Source organism: Neobacillus vireti, assembly GCF_036962345.1.
Classification (GTDB): domain Bacteria; phylum Bacillota; class Bacilli; order Bacillales; family Cytobacillaceae; genus Neobacillus; species Neobacillus vireti_A.
In genome coordinates this window covers 25,908-48,809 of sequence record NZ_JBALNB010000007.1, presented here as the reverse complement: position 1 = coordinate 48,809, position 22,902 = coordinate 25,908, and the positions used below count along the sequence as shown (strand labels likewise).

Here is a 22,902-nt window from a genome sequence, read left to right as displayed (position 1 = left end):
ATCGGCACAATCAACGGCGGTGTACTTCTGCAAACCCTGTCCCATCTAATTTTAGCTCAATCCAGAGAAAGTGCTCCTAGTCCCTTATAAATGTCAACAATCTCCTCCAGCTTCATCCTCACCAATCCACTCGAAGAAGGGGCGACAAAGTCAATCGTTCCCGGAACGACCGCTTCCTCCTGCCTCCCCCAAGGAACTTTTTTCAACCCACTATACTCCTGATAAACCCCCTTCCCGACGAAACACACCACACGCGGCTTCAACTGCTCAATTTTTCTTCGAAGAATTTCTTTTCCTTCTTTGTATTCTTCCTTCGTAATTTCATCCGCTGCTTTTGTTGGTCTAGCCACAATGTTCGTAATACCCATGCCCAGCTCTAATAGCTTCGCGTCTTCAGAAGCTTCAAATTTTCGTGGAGTCAATCCCGCCTCAAGTAAGATTCTCCAAAACCGGTTATTCGGATTGGCAAAATGGTGTCCTGTTTCACTAGAACGAATACTCGGATTAAATCCAACAAATAGAATGTTTAATTTCTCTTTTACATGATCCTTTACTGGTTTCAACATAAAAACAAACCTCAATTCAAAATACATTTCTCACCTTATAATACTAAACTACACCCTTTTTTCATATCGATTCATCTGAACCATATGATGTTATCGCAGTTGCTAATATACCAACTATCGATACAACTAACAACGAATATAGTAATCTGGGTTCCTTGAGCAGGAGCAGGCTCGAAATGATTATCACTGTATCTATTACATATCCGATGATCCCTACATTTATTTTTGTCCATTTTGCTAGTAATAAGGCAAGAAGATCCATTCCGCCGGGACTTATGTGATTCCTGAGCATCGTCCCTACTCCAATCCCAATGATCAGTCCGCCAAGAATCACCGAACTAATAATCGGTAAATGGAACGCATCCCTTAAAGGGAACCAAAATTCAATCATGAAACCGGAAAAAAAGGCTCCGATTAAGCCGTAAAAGAAATAGTTAAAATCTGATTTGTATGCATAGAGATAAACAGGAATATTTAAAAACACAAAGGTTATTCCAATATTTAATTGCCACAAATAATTGAACACGATACTAATTCCAAACATACCGCCATTTATGATATGGAATGGCAATATAAATCCGTTAACCCCAATGCCAATCATCGTACTACCAAATCCAATTACAGCCAATTTTTTCAGCATCCTACCATCCCTTGTCCAAATTTCTCTATAATCACTTATATGTTTGGACAAGGGAGTTCATTCGCAACAAAAAGAACGGAGACTAGAACTCCGTTCAATACACTGTTACGATTTTTTTTGATTTTCGGAAATGTTTGGCTATGGACACTACCAATGTTAATAAAGGTAGTATCCATAGAAAGAACGCATATGGCAGAAATCCCAAGATTGGTATTCCCAAAATCGTACTGCACATGATGGCAAGCACACTCCATGGCACCATTCCTGGGAATAGCATGGTCGTATCGCCCATCACTCTAGCCAATTCCTCTTTCCCGTATTTATTGGTCCAATGACGCAGGAAGGACCGGCCCGTCAGGATAATCGGAAGCGTTTGATTAGCCGCAATTAAACTAATTAATAGAGTAGCAAAGAGGGTTTTTAACGTATCACTTGTTAAAGATGATGAATTTTTCATCCATTTATCAAGATAGGGCTGGATAACATTCAATTCCTCCAACAGACCATTATAGGCACCAGCCAAAGCAAGGAACAGCAAGAGTTGGTACATATGTATGAATCCCCCGCCAAGACCTTCAATTCCACTCCAAAATGCTAGAGCTATTTCCAGAACTCCGGCTCCCTCCAACAACGTAATAATAGCAGCAGAAAGAATACTAGATAGAAAGGCATATAGAATACTTACTTTAAAAAGAACCAAAAGTAGCAACACGATGGGTGGAATAAACTTAATCAAGGAAAACTCATACCCATGCAAGGTTTCAACCTGGTGCAATCTGGGAACTGAAAAGTAGTCAAATGCCCCGTAAAACAGCAACGACATACCCACAGCCATAACCGTTGTAAGCAGCATCGCGTTCCATTGTTTTTTCACCGGTAATTCTAGCGTATGGGCCAATAGTTGATGAGCACTAGAAAAAGGTGATGTTCTGTCTCCAACGAATGCCCCTGAAACCAATGCTCCTGCTACCACCTCAGAAGGTAGGTTAAGCACCAAAGCTGTCCCTAGAATCGGAATACCAATCGCACTAAGAGTTCCAACTGTCGTACCTAGAAGCATCGAAAACACCATGGCAGCTATAAACGTTAAAACAAAAAAATAATCAGGATTAATAAAATAAAGGGCAAGTCTTACCATTTGATCAATCGTTCCAGACAAATACCAGGATGGGAGTAAAAAACTAACTAGAAAAAGAATAAGAATAACAATCCTTGTCTTGTAAACTCCTTTCAAGCTAATTCTGATGATTTTTTTTAATGATTGATTTTTCTGTTTAGATAGAATTACAAGGGTTATATATCCCGGCAGAAAACCAATGACGAGCGGTTGATGAAAGAAGACCGACCAACTCACACCCGCTAACGTCACCGAGAGGAGAAAAATTAAATGACTAATAGAAAAACTATTCATTTCATACCAACCTTATTTTTAATATAACTAATTATAATCATTGGTTTATCTTTCGAAAAGCAAAATAAATGGAGCCGCATTTTCGGCTCCATTTAAAGGTAAGTGTCGACACTGAAAAGTCATACCACTTCATCTAATTGCCTGTATAATTGATCCCTTTCTCCCTCCATTACCTCAATTTCCGCATAATACTTCTGAAGCATTCCTATATCCAGCACACTTTCCATCTGCAGTTTCAACGAGTAAATTTTGGCTTCAAGCTCCTCCAGCTGTTGTTCAATAGCTTCCACCTGGACAGGAGCTTTCGCAGCTTGGGGCTTTTCAACCTTTTTTTGCTGGATTTTTTTTGGTTCTGCAGGTTTAATTACTTTTACTGTACTTAACTTTCCTTTTGCCCAGTCATAGTTGCCATCAAAAAAGTGGACAGTCCCATCCTGAAGCCAATAAATTTTCGTAAACAATTTATTAAGAAAATAACGATCGTGTGACACAGCTAAAATTGTGCCATTAAATTGCTCTAAAGCCTCTTCTAACACCTCACATGAATCAATATCAAGGTGATTCGTCGGTTCATCCAGAATCAAAAGATTTATGTCCTGATACATCAGCTGAGCAAGACGCAATCGCATTCTTTCCCCACCGCTCAATTGATTCACCTTGCGGAAAACTGCTGGTCCGTAAAATAAGAACCGTGCTAAAATATGCCGAGCTTCCCCTTCATTTACCGTTACTTCGGAACGGAAAACATCGATTACTTTATCATCACCAATCGTATTGAAGACATGTTGAGATAAATAACCGATTTTCACATTACTGCCAACCTTAACTGTTCCTATATCACTTTCACTTTCGCGAAGAATCATCTTTAAAAGTGTCGATTTCCCCGTTCCATTTTCACCGACAATTGCTGCCCGGTCCTTATACTGAATAAGCATATTTACATTTTCAAAAAGCGTCCGGCTGCCAAAACTTTTCGCAACACCCTCAAGCTTAATGACATCTTTGCCACTGCGGTCATTCGCTTCAAAGTCGATGGCCATTTTCTTTACATCCAGCTTTGGACGATCCAGTTTTTCTATTCGGTCGAGTGCCCTTTGCATATTGGTAGCCCGTTTATGAAGCGCGGCACTTGGCGGATTGGCCCGATTTGCCCAATCCCTTAGCCGTTTAATTGCTTCCTTCATTTTCTTAATCTTCCTCTGCTGTTCCTGATATTCCTGGAACTCCCGTAACAAGCGCTCTTCCTTCTCTTTAACAAAGCCGCTAAAATTTGTATGGTACAGCTCTATTTCCCCATCCTCCATGTCGAGTACTTTCGTTACGACCTCATCTAAAAAGTAACGATCATGGGAAATCAATATAATCGTTCCAGAATACTCCTTGAGAAAAGTTCCAAGCCACTCAATCGCCATCAAGTCTAAATGGTTAGTCGGTTCGTCTAACAACAGCAGTTCCGGCTTCTTTAATAAGCTTAATGCCAAACCGACCTTTGTCTTTTCACCGCCGCTTAAAAGTGAAAAAGGTTTATCAATCAAATCTGTGATCTTTAAACCGTGTGAAACAGTGTCCATTTGCGCATCCATTTCATACCCGCCGTTTAAGATGAAGTCATCCTGCAGCTTACCATATTGATCCATTAACCTTTGCAATTGAACAGGGGGAAGTTCCTGTCCCATTTCAACTTCTAATTTCTGCAATTTTGCTTCTGTTTCCACTAATTCTTCAAAAGCTGTTTTTAGGACTTCTTTAACTGTTAAGTCACGATAATCAGGAATTTGAGCCAGATAGCCGATTTTCAGACCCCTTTTCCAATGAATGACTCCCCCATCAACACCTTCTTGATTGGCAAGCAATTTTAACAAAGTGGTTTTCCCGCTTCCATTTCGTCCAACTAAGCCCACTCGATTCCCTTCGTAAATTTCAAAGGATAAATCTTCAAATATAATCGTTCCGCCAAATGATTTTTCTATATGATTTACACTACATACGATCATGTTCATTCTCCTTTTTTGAACACTCTCTTTACAAAAAGGCGCAGGCATCTATAGATACCTGCGCACTTGAAAAATGGCATGAAAAAAGAGTGCAAAAATGCACCCTCATTTATCCATATTTTTTAATGGGTAAAGAGATGTGTTATCTTTCTATATTCAATTTGCAGTTAGGTAAAAAGGGCAGACTCCCCCCTTTGAAAACTACATCATGAAAAATTGCACGACACAAATATAGCGCTTCAAGCCACTTTACACGTACAAAAATAGAACGAACCATCTCTTTACACCTCCGTTTCAACTCAAGATAGTTATATTGTAAATATTATTGGTAATCATTGCAAGCCTATTTTGTCTGACTAATCAAAAGCTTTTAAACTTAATCCCGCGAGACAGACCTTAATGAAGATACTTTTTCCTGCCGCCAAACCGTCTCCGATATACAAATTTCCTAATGTCTTCATCTGTTATTTTTCCATCATAAGCCGCAAACAATAAAGACTGGAGTTCACGGTAATGCTCCATGACAAAAAGGGCAAACTGCTTCCGTTCGCCCTTTGACTGTTTTATGAATTCCTCATCGCTGAGAATTTCTTCAATCTGTTGTTGGTAAAACTCCTTCGTATCTTCCCATTTTTGCTTGCGGTTCTCCAAAATGTCGCGCGCATACTCAGGTAATTTTTCGATTACTGAATCTAAATACCCTTGCGACCACATAACCATTTTGTCCTTTTCTGGGAGTTCCATAACCATCTTCATCAGTAGGAAATCATCTACTTCATCACTAGCTGCATATCTTCCGACCTGATTCACCATTTTCACCTCATTATAAGAGTTACCCCATTACAGATTCTAGCGTATTTTCAATATCATAATCCTTTTTCTTATCTTCAAGCCAAATGGAGTATTCCGATTCCATTTTTTGATCAATCAGCATATCTTTGATTGCTGCTTGACTATTTTCATACTTTGCTTCTTTTGCTTCCTTCTTTTCTTCCACTTTAATAATATGATACCCATAATCAGATTTTACTGGGTCACTAATTTCATTAATTGGCAGAGTAAAGGCCACATCTTCAAATTCAGTTACCATGGTTCCTTTAGGGAAAAAGCCAAGTTCCCCACCGTTTTCCTTTGACCCTTCATCCGTTGAATATTCCTTCGCTAATTCAGCGAAATCAGCTCCATCGGTTAACTTTTGTTTGACTTCCTTTGCAGTCTCCTCATCTCCCACAAGTATATGGCTAGCTTTCACTTGTTCTGCTTCACCTAATGAATCCTTATTCTCGTCAAAATAGGTTTTTAATTCTTCGTCGGTAATCTCGATTCGCGGCTCAAGAAGTTTACGTAACGTTAAATAATTTTCCAAGTCTTCTTTAAGGGCATCAAGTGATGTATTATTCGCTTCCAGCATCTGGTCAAAAACCTCTTCACCGCCATATGATTCTTTTAATTTATCCAGTTCTTCATTTAACTCTTTATCAGAAATACTAACCTTTTGTTTTTTTGCTTCTAAAGCTACGATTTTATCGGAGATCATTTGCTCGACAGTTGCTGCACCATATTGATTAACCATTTCATCGTAAAGTTCGTCTTTACTGATGGTTTCACCATCAATTTTGGCAATGGCTTTGTCCTTTGTTAGTGCTAAGCTAAGAAACACACTCATCGCAAGTATGAGTACCACGATGATAAAAAGTAATTTTTTGTTTTTTTCAATAAAAGTCATTGGATTGCTCCCTTATATTATTTCGTTAGCTTAACGTTCACCGTGGTAAGCTTTCCGTCACGATAAACTTCAAATTTAACGTCATCACCCATTTTTACATCTGAGTATAAGAATTTTCTTAAATCTGAGCTGTTGGCGATTTTGGTTCCATTCATCGAAACAATCACATCTTGCGCTCTTAATCCACCATTTCCTGCAGCGGAGTTAGGTTCAACCGCAGTAATCATTACCCCTTCTTTTACGCTATCCGGAAGGTTCTCCCAGTATAATTGCGGCACTTCCGCTAAATCAGCGAGTCCAATTCCCAGATAAGGTCTTTCTACTTTTCCGTTATCAATTAATTGATTCACAATCGGAATTAAATCATTACTTGGAATCGCAAATCCCAATCCTTCGACACCGCTGTTAGCAATTTTCAGGCTGTTGATTCCAATGACTAAGCCATCAGGGTTAATTAACGCACCGCCGCTATTTCCCGGATTGATCGCTGCATCTGTTTGGATAACATTGGTTTCCCACGTTCCCGCTGAGGTAGAAACATCAATACTCCTGTTTACCGCACTAACGATACCTTGTGTTACGGTTCTTGAGAACTCTAGTCCTAGCGGGTTCCCAATCGCATAAACTTCATCCCCAGGTCGAAGTTTGGAGGAATCACCAAACTGGGCAGTAGCTTCAACGTTTTTACTATCAATTTTTAAAACAGCCAAATCAGTTAAAGCATCGGTTCCAACCACTTCTGCATTTACTTTTTCACCGTTGTATAATGATACCTCAAGTTTTGTTGCACCCTCTACAACATGGTTATTGGTTACGATATAGGCAATGTCATTATTCTTTTGAAAAATAACTCCTGAACCTGTCCCACTCTCCACATCTTGAGATGTACTGCTACCATAAAAACCTCTGCTTTGCTTCTGCTGAAAATTGACGATCCCTACAATTGTTTTTGATAAGTGCTCAACCGTATCCGCAATTGATGAAGATGATTTTGCTGAGGTAGGCTGTGCCGTAACGGTATTAACTTCAGGATTCGTGTTCTGCACTGTAAGACCATTCGACTGAGTTCCTGTATTAACAAAGTTTTCCATATAGTCGGTATAAGGAAGCACCGTTAACGTTATTACAGAACCAACCACCCCTGCCGCTACCATGGAGGCAAAACTTTTAACACCTTTTTTCTTTTTCTTGGTATGATTTTTAAACTCTATACGGTTAGCTTGTTGTTCAGATACTTCTGTCCTTACCTCGTCTTCTTCCACTAACTCTTCACTTTTTGGCACTTCATTAGTAAGTTGTGGTCCAGGCTTGCTTTCTTCACGCTGGGAAATAGATTCACTTTCAGGCTGAATATTTTCAAAGTCTGATGCTTTTTCAATGTTATTTTCATTATCTTTTTCGAATTCATCTTTGTAATTCATACGTTTTCTTCTCCTTTACACTAAAATCTTGTGTAATTGATTTCTATATCTATACTTTAGCCCATAAATATGAAAAAATTGTTAACAAATTATAACGGGAATTGGAAATTTTTAAGACAAAATAATTATTTCGTAAAAAAAGAAAAAACAGCAGAATTCTCTGCTGTTTACTGGTTAAAGGTAATGGTAAACTTCGTTCCTTTTCCTTTTTCACTTTGTACTTCAATTTCTCCATTATGAAGAAGAACGAGCTGTTTAACGATAGAGAGACCTAGACCAAATGCACCATAAGGATTACTGGTTCTGGATATTTCAGCTTTGTAAAATCGCCGCCAAATTTTTTCAACTTCACTCGGGTCAATACCAATTCCTGTATCTTCTACTTCAATAATGACATTATTCTGTTCTGTTCGTCCTCTAAGCCAAATCGTACCATCCGACGTAAACTGGATGCTGTTTTTCGTGATATTGATTAAAATTTGCACAAGTCGATCATAGTCAGCATTGACCATTACGTCCACATTTGCCTCAACGATTATTTGAACATTTTTCTCTTCAGCCTGTACGGACAATTGTTCTTGTATGATTTCTAAGAGTTCCAACAGCTGAATATCTTCGCGATATAACTGAATTTGATTGGAGCGAATTTTTTCATAATCTAGGTTTTCATTTACTAAACGAATCAGCCGCTTCGCTTCCTGACTGACTAAATTAATTCCTCTTTCCTTATCCTCTTCAGGAATCATGTCATTTTTCAATCCTTCAACGACACCGCTAATGGTGGTTAAGGGTGTCCGCATTTCATGTGAAACATCGGCCATAAATTGCCTTCTGCGATTTTCGAGGCTTTCGATTTCTTCCATCGAGTGATTTAATTTTTTCACCATATGGTTGAAATCATTGGCCAATTCGCCGATTTCGTCAAAATTAGAGGAAGGCACATGGACATGGTAATCTCCAGCAGAGACAAGCGATGTTGCTTCACGTAGCCGCTTTATTCGGTTCACATGTATTTTCGATAGTAGCCAGCTCAGTAGGAAGGAGACGCCAAGTGCGATTAGAATCGTATAAATTAAAAATTGATTCACTTGCCTGATCATTGTACTGGAACCGCTGATTGGCGAGGTTAACAAAATTCCGCCAACAAACCTGCCGCGATCGATATAGGGCAAGACAACAAAGGTAACACCTTGGTCAAATCGTTTATAATCACTTTGGACGATGATCGTTTTCCCGTTTTTAATTTTTTCCCATTCGGAAGGGTTTAACTCGATCGCTGGTCCACTTCTTCCGACAGCATACAGATTGGCCTCTTGATCAAACATACTAAAACTAACTTTTCTAGATCGTAAAACATTACTATATTGATTGATTATTTGATCCGACATAACAGGATTACGATCAATATCTGAAATAATGGCTTCTCCATAGGAGATCAATTCATCTGCTTTATTTTCATACACCAAATTCCCAACATAATGGGCAAACAAAAGACTTAAGACTAAAAAAGCAACAATGATGATACTAATATGGCTGATGAATTGTTGAGAAAAATATTTAATTCTTATCTGTCTGAGCCGATTCATCAAACTTATAACCTACTCCCCATACAGTATGGAAGAATGGCTGCGCAGTGGTTTCTACCTTTTTCCGCAGCCGCTTTATATGAACGTCTACTGTTCGTTCATCACCGTAGAATTGATATCCCCAAACCCGTTCTAGTAGCTGCTCTCTTGAAAAAACCTGCCGAGGATGTTCAACCATATAATATAAAAGATCAAACTCTTTTGGAGTTAAGTTTGTAACAGGAGTTCCATCAACAAGGACTTCCCGGGTATTTTTACTGATCTTAAAATGATCTGTCTGAAGGAATTCCTCCGGCTGATTACTTACTTGGGTTTGATACCTGCGTGTAACTGCCTTTATTCTTGCCATTAAGGTTAGCGGGCTAAATGGCTTCGTCACATAATCATCTGCTCCCATTTCAAGTCCAAGTACTTGATCAGATTCTGTATCTTTCGCGGTCAACATGATAATTGGCACCGTGTATTTCTCTTCTCTGATTTTCCGGCAAATACTTACTCCATCCATACCAGGGAGCATCCAATCAACAATCAAAGCGTCCCACGTTCCTGTTTTAAACGTGTTATACCCTTCAAGACCATCATTTACAAAAGTCCCTTCGATTCCTTCCTTGGCAAAAAACATTTCAATCATCGAACAAACACTTGTATTATCTTCAATCACAAGGATTTTCAAAATCGCTTCATCTCCTAGCAAAAACTCTTCTATTCTTCAGTTTATAACATTTTTCATACATATCAACTATACCTCAAAATCTTCCCAGGGATTTAATAGTTTGTTCATGGTTTGTTAATATTTTTCATAAAAAAGAGACCTGGATACTTCCAGACCTCACCTGCTCTCTTCTACTGTTACAGCCAATTCTGCAAATGGTTCCCATGGATAATGCCTATGCAATGACAAATACTTTTCCTTTGTTTTAATAATTAATACCTCTTAATTCCTTTCTTTTGTTTATTCATCACTTCATAGGATTTTTCAATTATATCCGTCAACACATCACCTTTATATACTCGGCCTAATTTGAGGTTTTCTTGATAATATTCGACTATTTCATCCAGTTTGTCTGATGTTTCTCTTGTAATCCTTACATTTAATTGTATTCTTCCGTTTTCAGCCAAGGGAGACACTCCTATCATTTATATAGCAGAGCGCTAGCACTTTGCGTAATTCGTTTTATTACTTGATTATATACTATTATTCTGCATTTTTTTCAACAAAACCTAAAAAAAGACTAATACCTGTTCCCTAATCCGCCACTTAAAAATTAAGAAAGCTAATTTACATAAAAATAACCATCTTGCACCAAATTATCAGGAGGGGGTATGTATTATGTATTTTTTCACATGGTTATTTAGTGGTTTACTGTTGATACAACAAGTAATCCCACAAACTAGTTTACACATTACAAAAGATGGGAATTTCGTTTCCACTATCAATAGAGAAGAATATTCAATTGGCGGGCCGCATTATTTAATTTTGGATACCCAAAAGTATGATAACCTGTTAAAACAATTAGAGAAAAAGTTTTCGGTTTTGCCTAAAGACGCAGAATTGGACAAAAATGAAAATATTGTTCCTGAGCAGGTTGGTCAGAGTATCAATCGTCAGGCATTTACTGAAAAATTCTATACTTATTTTTTCGAAAATCAAACTTCAACATTAGAGATTCCCATGTACCCTGTTTATCCAAAAGTTGATACTGAACTTCTAGCAGATATTCGGAGTATACGAATTGGACGTTATTTCACTTCTTTTAATCCTAGTAATAAAAAACGGACCATCAATATCAAACTTGCCGTGGAGGCTATTAATAATCATGTCGTTTTTCCAGGAGAGACTTTTTCTTTTAATCGTGTAGTTGGAAGGCGGACTGCAGCAAAGGGCTATGAAAAGGCTAAAGTAATCGTAAGAGGTGAATATGCAGAAGATATTGGCGGTGGAATTTGTCAAGTTTCTTCCACGTTATTCAATGCAGTCGATAGCGCAGGATTAAAAATCGTACAACGGTTTTCTCACAGCAGACATGTTCCTTATATCCCACCTGGGCGCGATGCCACGGTAAGCTGGTATGGACCTGACTTTGAATTTAAAAATATGTATAATCAGCCGATTATCATCCGAGCAAGAACGATGGGGAATCTTTTAGTCATCACGTTATTCTCATCAGATGTTATAGAATATCAACCAAAAAAAGTCCCTAACCCGCCATTATAAGAAAAGCGGAAGCGCCCTGGTCAGCGGCGTATTGCCTGGGCGTTCCAACTGAGATAAAGGAAACACGAAGAGCCGGAGGCGCGTTCGTGCTTGACTTATCGTAGGTAGGTAAAAATCCTGAAGGGATTTTTACTCGCGGAGAGCGAAGGACACTAGCCGCTAGGGCGCTGGAGCTGGACAGTAAACTAAGTTCAAAAACTTATACTTATCTTTTATAAAAAGCCCGCATTTGCAAATGCGGACTTTTTCTTTAACGATCTTTATCATTTCGCAATGCACTCGCTAGTAACTCTTCTGAGAACTCTGCTAGTGCAGTGTTGTTCATATGGTTAAGGTTCGTTTTGGGTGTGAAGCTTTGGACTAGATGTTGGATCGGCATTGTTATATTTTTTCGTTTTCCTCTAGTTAGTCCAAAAACAGCGGCACTTATTCCAAGTCCAATAAGAGATGCCCACATGGTACCCTTTCTATTTCGTTTTCTACCAAACATATTGAAAAACGGATTCATCATATTCCTCATCCGAAGCACTCCTTTATCTAACATGAACTAGAAAGGGAAACGGCCCTTCCATTAGCTTAATCTTTACCTATTTGAGTAGAATATGAATGGTAATGCACAGGTAAATTGTAGTATAAAGATTATAGTTTTTTTATTCTCACAGGGGTAACCATTAGAATGGATAATAAAAAAGTAACAAAGGCATTACTATACAAAAATATTCCCATAGCAGCCATTACTAATCCTGCTGCAGTGATTGGCAGACCCATGAAATAGCCTTTTGTTGGTTTTACATTAAACTTCGCCAACCTTAGAGCACCCATAGTGGGGAATAGCATGAATGCTATGGTTGTGAAGACAGTGGGCGCTTCTAAAGAGTAAAAAAGAAGGGCAGGTGCAACCCCAAGACTAACGATATCCGCTAATGAATCCAGTTCTACACCAAATTCACTATTGACTTTCAACCTTCTCGCCAACCGCCCATCAAAAAAGTCAAAAATTACCGATAAAAAAATAAATATTGCCGCTATTTGCAAATATCCATTCATATTAAACGTAATTGAAAAAACTCCAGATAGTAAGTTACCAAGCGTAAATAAATTTGGTACTGCTCTCACCAGATGGTTTAACAAGCAGATCCCCCCTTTTGTGACAACTGGTCCAATACATAACCTCTCCTTTATTCTGCACCATTTTATAAAAAGTGAATCAAGGTATAGAATTAACAATTCTTCAAATCATAAAAAATGAAAGGATGGATGAACAAAATGGATCATACATTGGGGTATTTACGAGAAATTTTATCAAACTACGTTGACGGACATAACGAAGGCAGACAGGTATATCGTAAATTAATGGAGGGTAAATTTTCCTCGGAAGGAGATTTTGTCCGTCACTTAAACTACAAAGAAATTACCTTTTTAAATGAAATTCTGCCTAAGGAAATAAACTACGCCAAGGAAGAACAGGATGAGAAAAGGGCATATGAATTAAATGAAGTATTCGAGTTGCTATTCTAACAATAAGTTACATAAAAAAGGTCTGTTCTCGTAATGATTGTTGTTAAAATCTTAAAGCCGATTTTAACGTGGAAATAGTCATTTTACGCTTTAGAATTTACTTTGCAGCTCTTTTCTTATCAAATTAATTCATTTTCAGCAGAAATTAGCAAAATCATTAAATTTAGTTACAAAAAGCAACAAAGTTTACGAAAAGAGCGTAAAAAAGAGATGTTAGTTGAAAACTACATCTCTTTTTGGGAAATATTGAAGAACTGCTTATTATTATTTCCTAGGTAAGCGCATACAATGACAAATTCCGGGGCAAGTTTGATAAGTTTCGCCATTTAACGACAGGAGCTTAGGTCAATACTTTTTAATCCTTATTTTTCTTCCGGGTGCCTCCCGGTCTTTTTAGTCTTCCAGAATCTTTCAAGCCTTTTTTAATGATGATTTCTATTTGCGCGTTAACACTTCTGAATTCATCCTCTGCCCATTTCTCAAGTGCATCATAGACTTCCTGATCCATACGAAGTAAAAATCTCTTTTTCTCAGCCACTTTAAGTCACAACCTTAATAGATACTTCCTGTATTGATTATTGGCTGGCTCCCCTTCTCAGAAACTAAAGCTACCATTAAATTATTTACCATTTGTGCTTTCTTTTCTTCATCAAGCTCCACGATTCCCTCTGTCCTTAATTGGTCAATCGCCGATTTAACCATAGATACGGCTCCTTCAACAATCACTTTTCTGGCAGCTAACACTGCTTTTGCCTGTTGTCTTTGCAGCATCGCATGAGCAATTTCACTAGAATAGGCTAGGTGCATGATTCTCGCTTCGATAATTTCCACACCTGCCAGCTGAAGTCTTTGCTGAAGATCTTTTGTTAACTCATCCGCAACTTCATCAGAATGTTGGCGCAGAGAGATTTCATAGTCGTTATTAAAATTATCATATGGATATTGACTGGCAATATGCCGCAGACCTGTTTCACTTTGTGTATGAACAAATTCTTTATAATCTTCCACATCAAAAACTGCCTTCGCTGAATCAAACACTTTGTAAACGACCACTGCAGCGATTTCAATCGGATTTCCTTCCAAATCGTTTACCTTTAATTTGTCACTGTTAAAATTAATTACTCTAAGTGATACGTTTGTTCTTGCTGTTAATGGGACGGTTAACCAGAAGCCTTCTTGTTTGATTACACCCAAATAACTGCCAAAAAGGGTAAAAACCTTAGCCTGGTTCGGTTGAATAATCGTAAAACCAGTTACAACAATTACAGTTAAGAGCAAGAAAACAATAACAATTGCCAACATAAGAAAATTTTCATTAAGTATAAATTGACGGAAACTAAATACCGCTATTCCAGCACATAAAAGAAATAGGATAACACCAAATATACCGTTAATTTTAAATAGATCTTTTTCTTTCAAGTCTGCCACTCCCCTTTAAAATGATATTTATCTACTATCATTATGATATCACTTTAATATTAAAAAAGGAAGCGAAAAAGCCGCCTCACGGCGACTTTAATGGATATCTCTTTTCTTAAATCTCCCCCCACGCACTTCTGCAATATCCGCAACCGCAAGGAAAGCATTTTCATCACTTTCAGTAACAATTTCCTTCAATTTTGCCTCTTCAAGACGGTTGATTACACAGAAAATCACCTTTTTGTGATCGCCAGAATAAGCACCCTCACCGTTAATATATGTCACACCACGACCAAGTCGATGCATAATCGCTTCGCCGATTTCTTTTGAATTATCGCTAATAATCCACACCGATTTTGATTCATCTAAACCCGTTATGGTAATATCAATGGTTTTATAGGCAACAAAATAAGCAATAAGAGAATACATAGCACGGTCCCACGAAAAAACAAATCCAGCGCTTCCGAGTATAAATAAATTAAAAAACATAATAATTTCACCAACAGAAAATGGAAGCTTTTTATTAAATAGAATGGCGAGTATTTCTGTTCCATCCAGGGATCCTCCATAGCGGATGACTATCCCTACCCCTATTCCAAGAACGATTCCCCCAAAAACAGTAGCCAGTAATATATCTTGGGTGAAGGCGGGTACTGGATGAAGTAATGTAGTACCAATAGAAAGAATAATAATTCCATAAAGAGTGGATAAGGCGAAGGTTTTACCAATTTGTTTATACCCGATAAAGAAAAAAGGAATATTGAGAATAAAGATAAAAATACCTAATTTCCAACCAGTCAAATATGATAGCATAATCGAAATCCCAACAATACCACCATCAATAACATGATTGGGTACAAGGAAAATTTCAAGTCCAACGGCCATCAAAACAGCACCAATGGTGATTAACATAATTCTTTGAATAATTTTACTGGTTGTCAATCCTCTGTGTTGTTGAACTTTTTCCATGATTACTTTCCGTTCTTCGTTTAAATCAATGTTCGGAATTCCTGACATTATCTTGCCCCTTTCGTGATTATTTTTTAATTCCATTATAACAGTAATTTAGTCGCACTTTGAATGTAAACACTTTATTTACCAATTTATTTTATTATTAATCAAAATAAAGAAGCCGCCTCATTTGAGACAGCTTCTTGAATAATTAACCTCTTAGGGGACCCAACCATTGACATCAGCCAAATTGTTTTCACCTCTTCCTTTTAGTCATTTTACGATCTAATGGAAGGTTGAATTCGTTAGCCGATGTGTGCTGTTCCGTTGAAGGAATTAATTCGCATGAAATTTAATGGAATTCAAATTCCTAAAAAGAAACAAACTTACTGGTATTTTACCATTGACTCTTATCCATTGTTTAGGTCAGCATCTTGGCAATATAGGTCTGGAATTGATTTTGATAAAAATAGTGATAAAGTTAATTCATTTATCATGTATCTTTATCGTGGAACAAAATCTTAACCTTTTTGGTGAGCACTTTTACTCCAATTAGGTCCAAATAGTGAAATTCTACCTATTTGTTTACGTTATTGGTTTTATGATTCTTTCTTTTGTTCATTACTTAGGTTTCTTCGCAAATGGAAGCTCCATAATAATATTAAAAAAGATCATTTGGTTTGAGTAATTTATCTACGTACATTTTCATAGGTAGATAAATTTTCACTTTACTCCCAATTCCCAATAACATTGTACCTTCATTTTGATAAAAGTGATTTCCTCTTTCCTAAAAAGAAAGATTTGTTAGGTGTTACATCTTTCCAATTCCAGTTACATCGCTCCACCTACCAAACATTACAAAGAAAAACTTTTACTACTCGTTCACGTACGGAACGAACACGGATGGTTGAGTCTCCTAAGAGAGTTAATTTTTTTATTTCTCTTTACACTTATAGTATATCACCGGAATCTTACGATAACACAGGTTCTTTGTGACGAATTGGTGAATTCTTCAAAATTAATAGACTATTAAAAATACCTTCAACATAGCAAACTATTAGTTTATTACGAATGAAATTGTGCTAATATTTGAATACGAGTAGTATAGCAAAAGGGGCGATTTTTATCATTAGAAAAATGACCAAAAATGACCATAATCACATCATGGGATTCTTAAGTGGCGAACCATCCATTAATTTATTTATCATTGGGGACTTAGAAGTTTTTGGCTATGATCCAGATTTTCAAGATATTTGGGCGCAATTCAATAAACAGGGAGAAATAAAGGCCGTTCTTCTCAGATTTTATCAATCATTTATTCCATATGCCAAAGATGAATTTGATGTGGATTCCTTTGTCTCAATTATTACCTCCTTTCCTCAACCCCGTCTTTTATCCGGTAAAACTGAAATCGTCGAGAAATTTGAACCTTATAAAGAGTTGCAGCTTGGAAAAAAACAAGAAACTTTTTTTGCAGAATGTAAGAATATAGAATATCTTGAAAAAACAAATATAGAAATTAAAAAAGCTGACATCGTTGATGTTGACCAAATTTTATCTCTTCGTAAATCCATTGACGAATTTCAAATCAGAGATGATGCTCAGGAAATATTACTAACCTCCATGCAATCCAATACATCTCGAAGCTATTTCACTGAAGAAAATGGAACTATGACCGCTTGTGTATCAACCACAGCAGAAAATTCATTTTCAGCTATGATTGTCGGTGTTTGTACCAGAAAAGAGTATCGCCGTAAAGGATTAGCAACAGCAATTATGCATAAACTTTTTAGAGATGTATTAAATGAAGGCAAGTTACTTTGCCTATTTTATGATAATCCTGAAGCCGGACGAATCTATAAACGACTTGGATTCAAAGATATCGGCAAGTGGACCATGTACCGATGATTTCACCACCAAAACTCCCTGATAAAATTCAGGGGGTTTATTTATTTTTGGATAAGCTTCTATCGACTGAGGGAAATTACCAATAAGACTGTTTCTGAAAGGATGTTTATCAATGCTGGAGGCCATAAAAAAACATGCTAGACCCTTCGATACTATTCATGATCTTGACCCGCTAATTCAGGCAATTGGCGACGCCAAATACGTACTCCTTGGTGAATCATCCCACGGTACATCCGAATTTTATACGATTCGGGCTGAACTTACGAAAAAATTAATTAAGGAAAAAGGGTTCAATGTGATAGCCGTTGAAGGAGACTGGCCATCCTGTCAAAGAATCAATACGTATATAAAAAACATTGGGTCACCCCACCAAGATCTTAGACTGGCATTTGAAGAATTTAATCGGTGGCCCACGTGGATGTGGGCCAATGAAGAAATCATGGAACTAGTTTCATGGTTAAGAAATTATAATCAAAAAACCAAACGAAAGAACAAAGTTGGATTTTATGGACTAGACGTCTATAGTCTTTGGGAAAGTATGGATGAGATTATTAAATATTTTGAACGGACTGGCAATTCAGGCCTTAAACAGGCAAGAAATGCATTTACCTGCTTTGAGCCCTATAACAGAAATAATGAGTCCTATGCGGTTTCTGCAGGATATTTATCAGAAAATTGTATCAAAGAAGCCCTTGCCCTTCTCTCTACCATACAAAAAAACAAGTGGAAATACGACGATGATGAAGAAAGCAGTTTAAACATGGAAGTTAATGCGCTTGTTACGGTAAACGCAGAAGAATATTACCGGACGATGGTCTCAAGCGATTCAAAGTCATGGAACGTAAGAGACACACATATGGTTGAAGCTTTGAATGCTGTGATGAAGTATTACGGTGATGATGCAAAAGTAATCATCTGGGAACACAATACCCATGTTGGTGATGCCCGGGCTACTGATATGAAAGATGCAGGGATGGTAAATGTGGGGCAATTGATTCGAGAACAAAATGATCCCGAAGATGTTTACATCGTTGGCTTTGGAACGCACCGTGGTACGGTGATTGCATCAACAGAGTGGGGAGTAGATTTCCGTGTTACCGATGTCCCCCATGCTCAACCTGGGAGCTGGGAGGATTTAATGCATAGAGCTGAGGGAAAGAACCAGTATCTATTATTTAATGAGAATAACCGTGAAGAATTCATTAAAACCATCGGTCATCGCGCAATCGGTGTTGTATACAGACCTGAATATGAAAGATATGGAAACTATGTTCCATCCATCATGAGTGAACGCTACGATGGATTTATCTTTGTAGATAAAACTCATGCCCTACATCCTTTTTTACTAGAAAGTCTTGTTAAATAAAAAAGTCACATAATTTATGAGGCAATCCACATACTACGTTCTGTAAGTAAAAAAAAATGAAAGAAGGATTTACTCTATGACAGTTGGAACTCAAGTTAAACAAGCATTAGCAGGTTTAAAAAGTGCACAAGCTAGTTTTGAAGCCTTTTCATTAGCAACAGATAATCAAAACGCAAAAAAACTTTATCAGGATGCTGCTCAACAAACTCAATCCGTCCTGGACAGTCTTGAACCACGTCTTCAGGAAATCTTAGCAGAAGAGCCTCAATACAATCAATAAATATTAGAGCGTAAAGGTTGGCAGCACTGCCAACCCTTTTAATATTGTAACGTATATCCTCTAGAAGAAAGGAATTTCATTCATGACCATTGCAGCAAACGTTAAGCAATGCCTTTCAAATATAAAGGGAATTGAAGCGCAGTTATCATCCCTGGCTTTAACTTCTATGGATGAAGATACCAAAAAGGTGTTTCATGAATCAATGGAGACAATTGCATCTGTGAATAAAGATCTACAGACACGGGTTTTAGAGCTCGAACGACTTGAGCCACAATATAAAAGTTGAAAGTTTTGAGGTGAATAAATTTGCCTAGTTGGGTTGATCTCATCATTCGTTCTTTTGTCTTTATGGCACTTTTATTTTTAATGACAAAAATACTTGGTAAGAAACAAATATCTGAACTTTCTTTCTTTGAGTATGTTTCTGGAATTACAATTGGCAGCATAGCAGGAGAAGCAATAACTGGATTAGAAAAAAATATGTTTCAAGGAATGGCGGCTATTATTATTTTCAGTCTTGCAACACTATTGGTTGACATTTTAGCTTTAAAAAGTAAATCCTTTCGAGACATTGTTGATGGAAGAGGAACTGTTTTAATAAAAGATGGCAAGGTATTAGAAGAGAATTTAAAGAAAGAAAAATACACGATTGATGAATTGTCTGCCTTACTTCGTCAGAAAGATATTTTTCGTGTTGCCGACGTTGAATTTGCTGTCCTAGAACCTAGAGGTGATCTCAGTACTCTATTGAAAAAAGAAAACCGCCCCTTGACTCCCAAAGACTTAAATATGAAGGTCCCTACAGAAAAGGAACCCCAAACCATCATTATGGATGGAAGCATTTTAGATGAGGCATTAAGGTCCGCCGGAAAAAGCAGGGGCTGGCTCACCACAGAATTAGAAAAACTTGAAGTTACCCTCGATAATGTTTTTATCGGTCAAGTGGACTCATATGGAGAATTAACGGTAGATTTATATGATGACAAAATCCAAGTCCCCTCTCCTTCACAGAGACCGCTTTTATTAGCTACGCTAAAAAAAACGCAAGCAGATTTAGAGATTTTTTCACTTGGAACCGAAGACGAAAATGCAAAAGCTATGTATACGAAGAATGCGAAATTGGTGCAGGAAGCCATCGACAAACTGACTCCTTACCTTTCAAGTTAATCGTTACTTATTAAGCCTAATCATGTATCAGATTAGGCTTAATATCATTACGCACTCGCTTTTTTCCCATCCGGGATATCCCCTTTATGTGATACATAGCTGTGAAGCACCATTCCTGCCATGACCAGTACCATCCCAGTCCACGATATGACAGATGGAAATGCCGCTTTCAAAAGGAGTAATTCGCCCATTAACGCAAATAAAACCTCCATTGACTGTGTCGCCTCTACGTTCCCTAATTTTTGCATATTTCCTCGCACAAGGTCTGTTGCCTGGAAAAATAAAATGGTTGCGATCACGCCGGAGGTGATGGCTACAATACCAGATTGAAAGGTCTGACCCAAACTAGGCGGGCCGACCGTGACCAAGCCATAAATGGCTAAAATAATCCATAAAGGCAAACTTGCAATTGTCATTCCTAATACCCGTTGAAAAACATCGAGCCTTCCCCCGCACACATCCATCATTTTTCTATTCCCTAAAGGGTAGGCAAACGAGGCAATCAGAACTGGTACAATCCCTAAAAGGATTTCTCTAAATGAAAGCGAATCTGCTTGATCCACCTGCATTAAGATTATCCCCGCCAAAATAACCATCGACATAGACATTCCCTTTAAGGGTATTTTGCCTTTCACTTGCAACGGACCTTTTTTTGTCATTATTGTTTCAAAAAAAAGCGGTGCTAATAAGGAACCTGAAATGATCGTAATTTGCCAGGTTGATGCAATGAGCCATCCAGGTGCATAGGCTGCTGAAAAACAAATTGGACCATAAAAAAGTCCAAATCCTACTGTGCTCCACAAAAGCCAGGCTTTCGGATTTTTTTTCATTTCTAGAAATAAAGGTTTAAGATTCTTTCTTGCCATCACAAGGAGCAGCAGAAAAGGAACCATAAAGAAGTACCGTAATGAAGCACTCCATATCCAGCTCCCTCCTTCCAGCTCCATGGAACGGTTAATGATGAACGTAAACGCAAAAAAGAATGCAGCCAAAACGCCAAGGATGACTGGACGCATTTTCTATTCCCCTTCTGACTTAGGTTTTCTTCCATAGAATAAGTCCAATTCTATGGATACATTTTTTTATTATAACAAATATCTGAATTATTTGATATTTAAAATCTTAGCATAAGTCAAAAATGCAAAGCATAAATTGTTTCGTCGTTCAAAAAGCTTGAAACTTCTTACGTACATATTCGTATAGTTGGATGGCAATTAAAATTTCTTTAAGTGAGGTTGATAGAATGTTTGGAAAAGTAGCAGCAGATATTTTAGGATTAAGCGATGTAGGTTCTGTTATTAGACCAGAAAATTACGATAAAGTGGATTCCGATGATTATGTTATGCATGAAGATAACGAAAAGATATATTTTTTAATTAAATCCAAATCAGATGAATATTGTTTTACAAATAATGCCCTGATTCACCTTGACGGAACAAGTGCAACAAGCAAAAAGAGAATGCTTCATCGCTATAGTTATGCAACAAATAGAATTTCTGATGTGAAGCTGGAAACTGCTGGTACAGTCGACCTTGATATTGAAATTAAATTTAAGATTGGTTCGGAGCTCTTCTCTATTGATGTCCATAAAAAACACATTGAAGAAGTAAAGGACCTATACAAAGCACTTATTAAAATCTCAGAAATTGCTTACGAGAATGAAATTTCCCTTCGCTATGCCAAAGAAAGCCTTGATATTGCATCTACGACATTAGGACGTGTTACTAGTTCTGATAACAATTTGGTTGTTCAATTCAAGATGTTAAATCAAGCAGCTTTCCAATGGCTGGAGGATAGTAAAAAGCAATATAACATAAAAGACTACGGCTTTGTTTTTGAAAAATACATTAATAATTAGACACAAAAAATACCTCTATATTTTAGAGGTATTTTATATAAGAAAAAACAGACCCAATTGGGTCTGTCCTCCACATGCTATGTGATTAAGCTTTTTGTACGTTAGCAGCTTGAGGTCCACGAGCACCTTGCTCAACAGTGAAAGTTACTGATTGACCTTCTTCAAGTGTTTTAAAGCCTTCGCCTTGGATTGCTGAAAAGTGAACGAATACATCTTCTCCGCCATCGCGCTCGATGAATCCGAAACCTTTCTCTGCATTAAACCATTTTACTTTACCGTTTTCCATATTTGTTGCCTCCTCGTGTGTAATCCACACAATTGTATTACTATTCTTGCTCTTTGTGATCCAGGCGAAAAGCAATAACTAATCTTCCCTTTACTACCGAACAAAAATAATTCTTCATAATCATACCAAAAAAAGAAAAATTAAGCAAGGTCTCGTCTATTACTTTACACATAATACCTGAATAAACATGTTAGTAGATGGTGAACTTATTAAAAATGTCACTAGGATAAACCCTAGTGACAAATCAAACAATATTAAATTTTTTCTTCTAATTCCCAGTCGTATAAATCTTCAATACGGCAATTTAATTCTTTTGAAATGGTCATTGCTGTACTGAGATTCATTACTTTCCTAGTCATGTAGCCGTTAAGCTGTTCTAAAGGAATTTGTGTATTTTTTTCTAAGCCCTCAATATTCATGCTGTTCTTCGTTAACAAGGCTTTGAGGTTACTCTTTTTCGCTTTATAATTAGTCAAAATGACACCTCACTTTTTAATTAGTGTAACACAATGAAAATGTAAATGAAAGGAATCACTACCATCCGCCATAAACAGCAGGGACTTAAAAGCGTTCATAAGATAGTAACAAGC

27 protein-coding genes are annotated in these 22,902 nt (G+C 37.4%); 8 read left to right on the top strand and 19 right to left on the bottom strand.

From position 1 onward, the window contains the following. Positions 1-56 precede the first annotated feature (56 nt). The 11 genes from V7108_RS07660 to V7108_RS07610 form a co-directional block, all read right to left on the bottom strand. Positions 57-563, bottom strand: coding sequence for a mismatch-specific DNA-glycosylase (locus V7108_RS07660; protein WP_335568124.1), 507 nt, complete (start codon positions 561-563; stop codon positions 57-59). 64 nt (positions 564-627) lie between these two features. Beyond that, the gene (locus V7108_RS07655; protein WP_335567792.1) at positions 628-1,206 is read right to left on the bottom strand and encodes a YitT family protein; all 579 of its coding nucleotides are present in this window, start codon (positions 1,204-1,206) and stop codon (positions 628-630) included. A 94-nt stretch (positions 1,207-1,300) separates the two neighbouring features. Continuing rightward, positions 1,301-2,617 carry a Na+/H+ antiporter NhaC family protein gene (locus V7108_RS07650; RefSeq protein ID WP_335567791.1) on the bottom strand — a complete coding sequence of 439 codons (1,317 nt, stop codon included), beginning with the start codon at positions 2,615-2,617 and terminating at the stop codon, positions 1,301-1,303. A gap of 119 nt (positions 2,618-2,736) precedes the next feature. Then, positions 2,737-4,611, bottom strand: a complete 1,875-nt coding sequence (abc-f, locus tag V7108_RS07645; protein WP_335567790.1) for a ribosomal protection-like ABC-F family protein — start codon at positions 4,609-4,611, stop codon at positions 2,737-2,739. A 142-nt stretch (positions 4,612-4,753) separates the two neighbouring features. Further along, positions 4,754-4,888: an RAxF-45 family protein gene (locus V7108_RS07640; RefSeq protein ID WP_335510182.1), complete on the bottom strand. Its 135-nt coding sequence runs from the start codon at positions 4,886-4,888 to the stop codon at positions 4,754-4,756. Between the two features lie 119 nt (positions 4,889-5,007). After that, positions 5,008-5,424: a hypothetical protein gene (locus V7108_RS07635; RefSeq protein WP_335567789.1), complete on the bottom strand. Its 417-nt coding sequence runs from the start codon at positions 5,422-5,424 to the stop codon at positions 5,008-5,010. A gap of 19 nt (positions 5,425-5,443) precedes the next feature. Then, a complete protein-coding gene (locus V7108_RS07630) occupies positions 5,444-6,337 on the bottom strand; it encodes a peptidylprolyl isomerase (RefSeq protein ID WP_335567788.1) in 894 nt (297 codons plus the stop codon). A gap of 17 nt (positions 6,338-6,354) precedes the next feature. After that, positions 6,355-7,716, bottom strand: coding sequence for a S1C family serine protease (locus V7108_RS07625; protein WP_420489177.1), 1,362 nt, complete (start codon positions 7,714-7,716; stop codon positions 6,355-6,357). A 209-nt stretch (positions 7,717-7,925) separates the two neighbouring features. Further along, positions 7,926-9,344: a HAMP domain-containing sensor histidine kinase gene (locus tag V7108_RS07620; protein ID WP_335510175.1), complete on the bottom strand. Its 1,419-nt coding sequence runs from the start codon at positions 9,342-9,344 to the stop codon at positions 7,926-7,928. After that, entirely contained in the window at positions 9,316-10,017 is a 702-nt protein-coding gene (locus V7108_RS07615; protein ID WP_335510173.1) for a response regulator transcription factor, read from the bottom strand. The genes V7108_RS07620 and V7108_RS07615 overlap by 29 nt, the downstream gene beginning before the upstream one ends. Positions 10,018-10,268: 251 nt before the next feature. After that, complete coding sequence (locus tag V7108_RS07610) at positions 10,269-10,463, bottom strand: hypothetical protein (protein WP_335510171.1); 195 nt, start codon at positions 10,461-10,463, stop codon at positions 10,269-10,271. Positions 10,464-10,674: 211 nt separating this feature from the next. Between V7108_RS07610 and V7108_RS07605 the strand changes: the two genes are divergently transcribed. After that, a complete protein-coding gene (locus tag V7108_RS07605) occupies positions 10,675-11,559 on the top strand; it encodes a VanW family protein (RefSeq protein WP_335520593.1) in 885 nt (294 codons plus the stop codon). A gap of 250 nt (positions 11,560-11,809) precedes the next feature. Here V7108_RS07605 and V7108_RS07600 read toward each other — a convergent pair whose 3' ends face one another. Next, positions 11,810-12,079, bottom strand: a complete 270-nt coding sequence (locus V7108_RS07600) for a hypothetical protein (RefSeq protein WP_335567786.1) — start codon at positions 12,077-12,079, stop codon at positions 11,810-11,812. A 119-nt stretch (positions 12,080-12,198) separates the two neighbouring features. Next, positions 12,199-12,690, bottom strand: a complete 492-nt coding sequence (pssA, locus tag V7108_RS07595; RefSeq protein WP_335567785.1) for a CDP-diacylglycerol--serine O-phosphatidyltransferase — start codon at positions 12,688-12,690, stop codon at positions 12,199-12,201. Between the two features lie 135 nt (positions 12,691-12,825). Here pssA and V7108_RS07590 point away from each other — a divergent pair, with 135 nt between their 5' ends. Beyond that, entirely contained in the window at positions 12,826-13,077 is a 252-nt protein-coding gene (locus tag V7108_RS07590; protein WP_335516081.1) for a sigma-G-dependent sporulation-specific acid-soluble spore protein CsgA, read from the top strand. A 355-nt stretch (positions 13,078-13,432) separates the two neighbouring features. Here the strand turns inward: V7108_RS07590 and V7108_RS07585 are convergent, their stop codons facing one another. The 3 genes from V7108_RS07585 to V7108_RS07575 form a co-directional block, all read right to left on the bottom strand. Then, on the bottom strand, positions 13,433-13,615 hold the full coding sequence (locus tag V7108_RS07585; RefSeq protein ID WP_335516084.1) for an Arc family DNA-binding protein: 183 nt from the start codon (positions 13,613-13,615) through the stop codon (positions 13,433-13,435). Between the two features lie 14 nt (positions 13,616-13,629). Beyond that, complete coding sequence (locus V7108_RS07580; RefSeq protein ID WP_335516086.1) at positions 13,630-14,496, bottom strand: SPFH domain-containing protein; 867 nt, start codon at positions 14,494-14,496, stop codon at positions 13,630-13,632. A 96-nt stretch (positions 14,497-14,592) separates the two neighbouring features. Continuing rightward, the gene (locus V7108_RS07575) at positions 14,593-15,465 is read right to left on the bottom strand and encodes a YitT family protein (protein ID WP_335516100.1); all 873 of its coding nucleotides are present in this window, start codon (positions 15,463-15,465) and stop codon (positions 14,593-14,595) included. Positions 15,466-16,572: 1,107 nt separating this feature from the next. On the opposite strand from V7108_RS07575, the gene V7108_RS07570 reads away from it, so the two are divergent. The 5 genes from V7108_RS07570 (at position 16,573) to V7108_RS07550 (ending at position 20,168) form a co-directional block, all read left to right on the top strand. Next, positions 16,573-17,355 carry a GNAT family N-acetyltransferase gene (locus V7108_RS07570; protein ID WP_335568123.1) on the top strand — a complete coding sequence of 261 codons (783 nt, stop codon included), beginning with the start codon at positions 16,573-16,575 and terminating at the stop codon, positions 17,353-17,355. Between the two features lie 112 nt (positions 17,356-17,467). After that, positions 17,468-18,721: an erythromycin esterase family protein gene (locus V7108_RS07565; protein ID WP_335516087.1), complete on the top strand. Its 1,254-nt coding sequence runs from the start codon at positions 17,468-17,470 to the stop codon at positions 18,719-18,721. A gap of 76 nt (positions 18,722-18,797) precedes the next feature. After that, on the top strand, positions 18,798-19,001 hold the full coding sequence (locus V7108_RS07560; protein ID WP_335516090.1) for a DUF1657 domain-containing protein: 204 nt from the start codon (positions 18,798-18,800) through the stop codon (positions 18,999-19,001). 82 nt (positions 19,002-19,083) lie between these two features. After that, positions 19,084-19,287: a DUF1657 domain-containing protein gene (locus V7108_RS07555; RefSeq protein WP_335516093.1), complete on the top strand. Its 204-nt coding sequence runs from the start codon at positions 19,084-19,086 to the stop codon at positions 19,285-19,287. Positions 19,288-19,307: 20 nt separating this feature from the next. After that, positions 19,308-20,168 (top strand): DUF421 domain-containing protein, encoded by an 861-nt coding sequence (locus tag V7108_RS07550; protein ID WP_335567784.1) that lies wholly within the window; start codon positions 19,308-19,310, stop codon positions 20,166-20,168. Positions 20,169-20,215: 47 nt separating this feature from the next. Here V7108_RS07550 and V7108_RS07545 read toward each other — a convergent pair whose 3' ends face one another. After that, positions 20,216-21,184, bottom strand: coding sequence for a DMT family transporter (locus tag V7108_RS07545; protein WP_335567783.1), 969 nt, complete (start codon positions 21,182-21,184; stop codon positions 20,216-20,218). A gap of 227 nt (positions 21,185-21,411) precedes the next feature. On the opposite strand from V7108_RS07545, the gene V7108_RS07540 reads away from it, so the two are divergent. Further along, positions 21,412-22,026, top strand: coding sequence for a PH domain-containing protein (locus V7108_RS07540; protein ID WP_335567782.1), 615 nt, complete (start codon positions 21,412-21,414; stop codon positions 22,024-22,026). An 85-nt stretch (positions 22,027-22,111) separates the two neighbouring features. Here V7108_RS07540 and V7108_RS07535 read toward each other — a convergent pair whose 3' ends face one another. Both V7108_RS07535 and V7108_RS07530 read right to left on the bottom strand, forming a co-directional pair. Then, positions 22,112-22,312 carry a cold-shock protein gene (locus V7108_RS07535; RefSeq protein ID WP_335518555.1) on the bottom strand — a complete coding sequence of 67 codons (201 nt, stop codon included), beginning with the start codon at positions 22,310-22,312 and terminating at the stop codon, positions 22,112-22,114. A 254-nt stretch (positions 22,313-22,566) separates the two neighbouring features. Beyond that, a complete protein-coding gene (locus V7108_RS07530) occupies positions 22,567-22,788 on the bottom strand; it encodes a helix-turn-helix domain-containing protein (RefSeq protein ID WP_335567781.1) in 222 nt (73 codons plus the stop codon). Positions 22,789-22,902 lie beyond the last annotated feature (114 nt).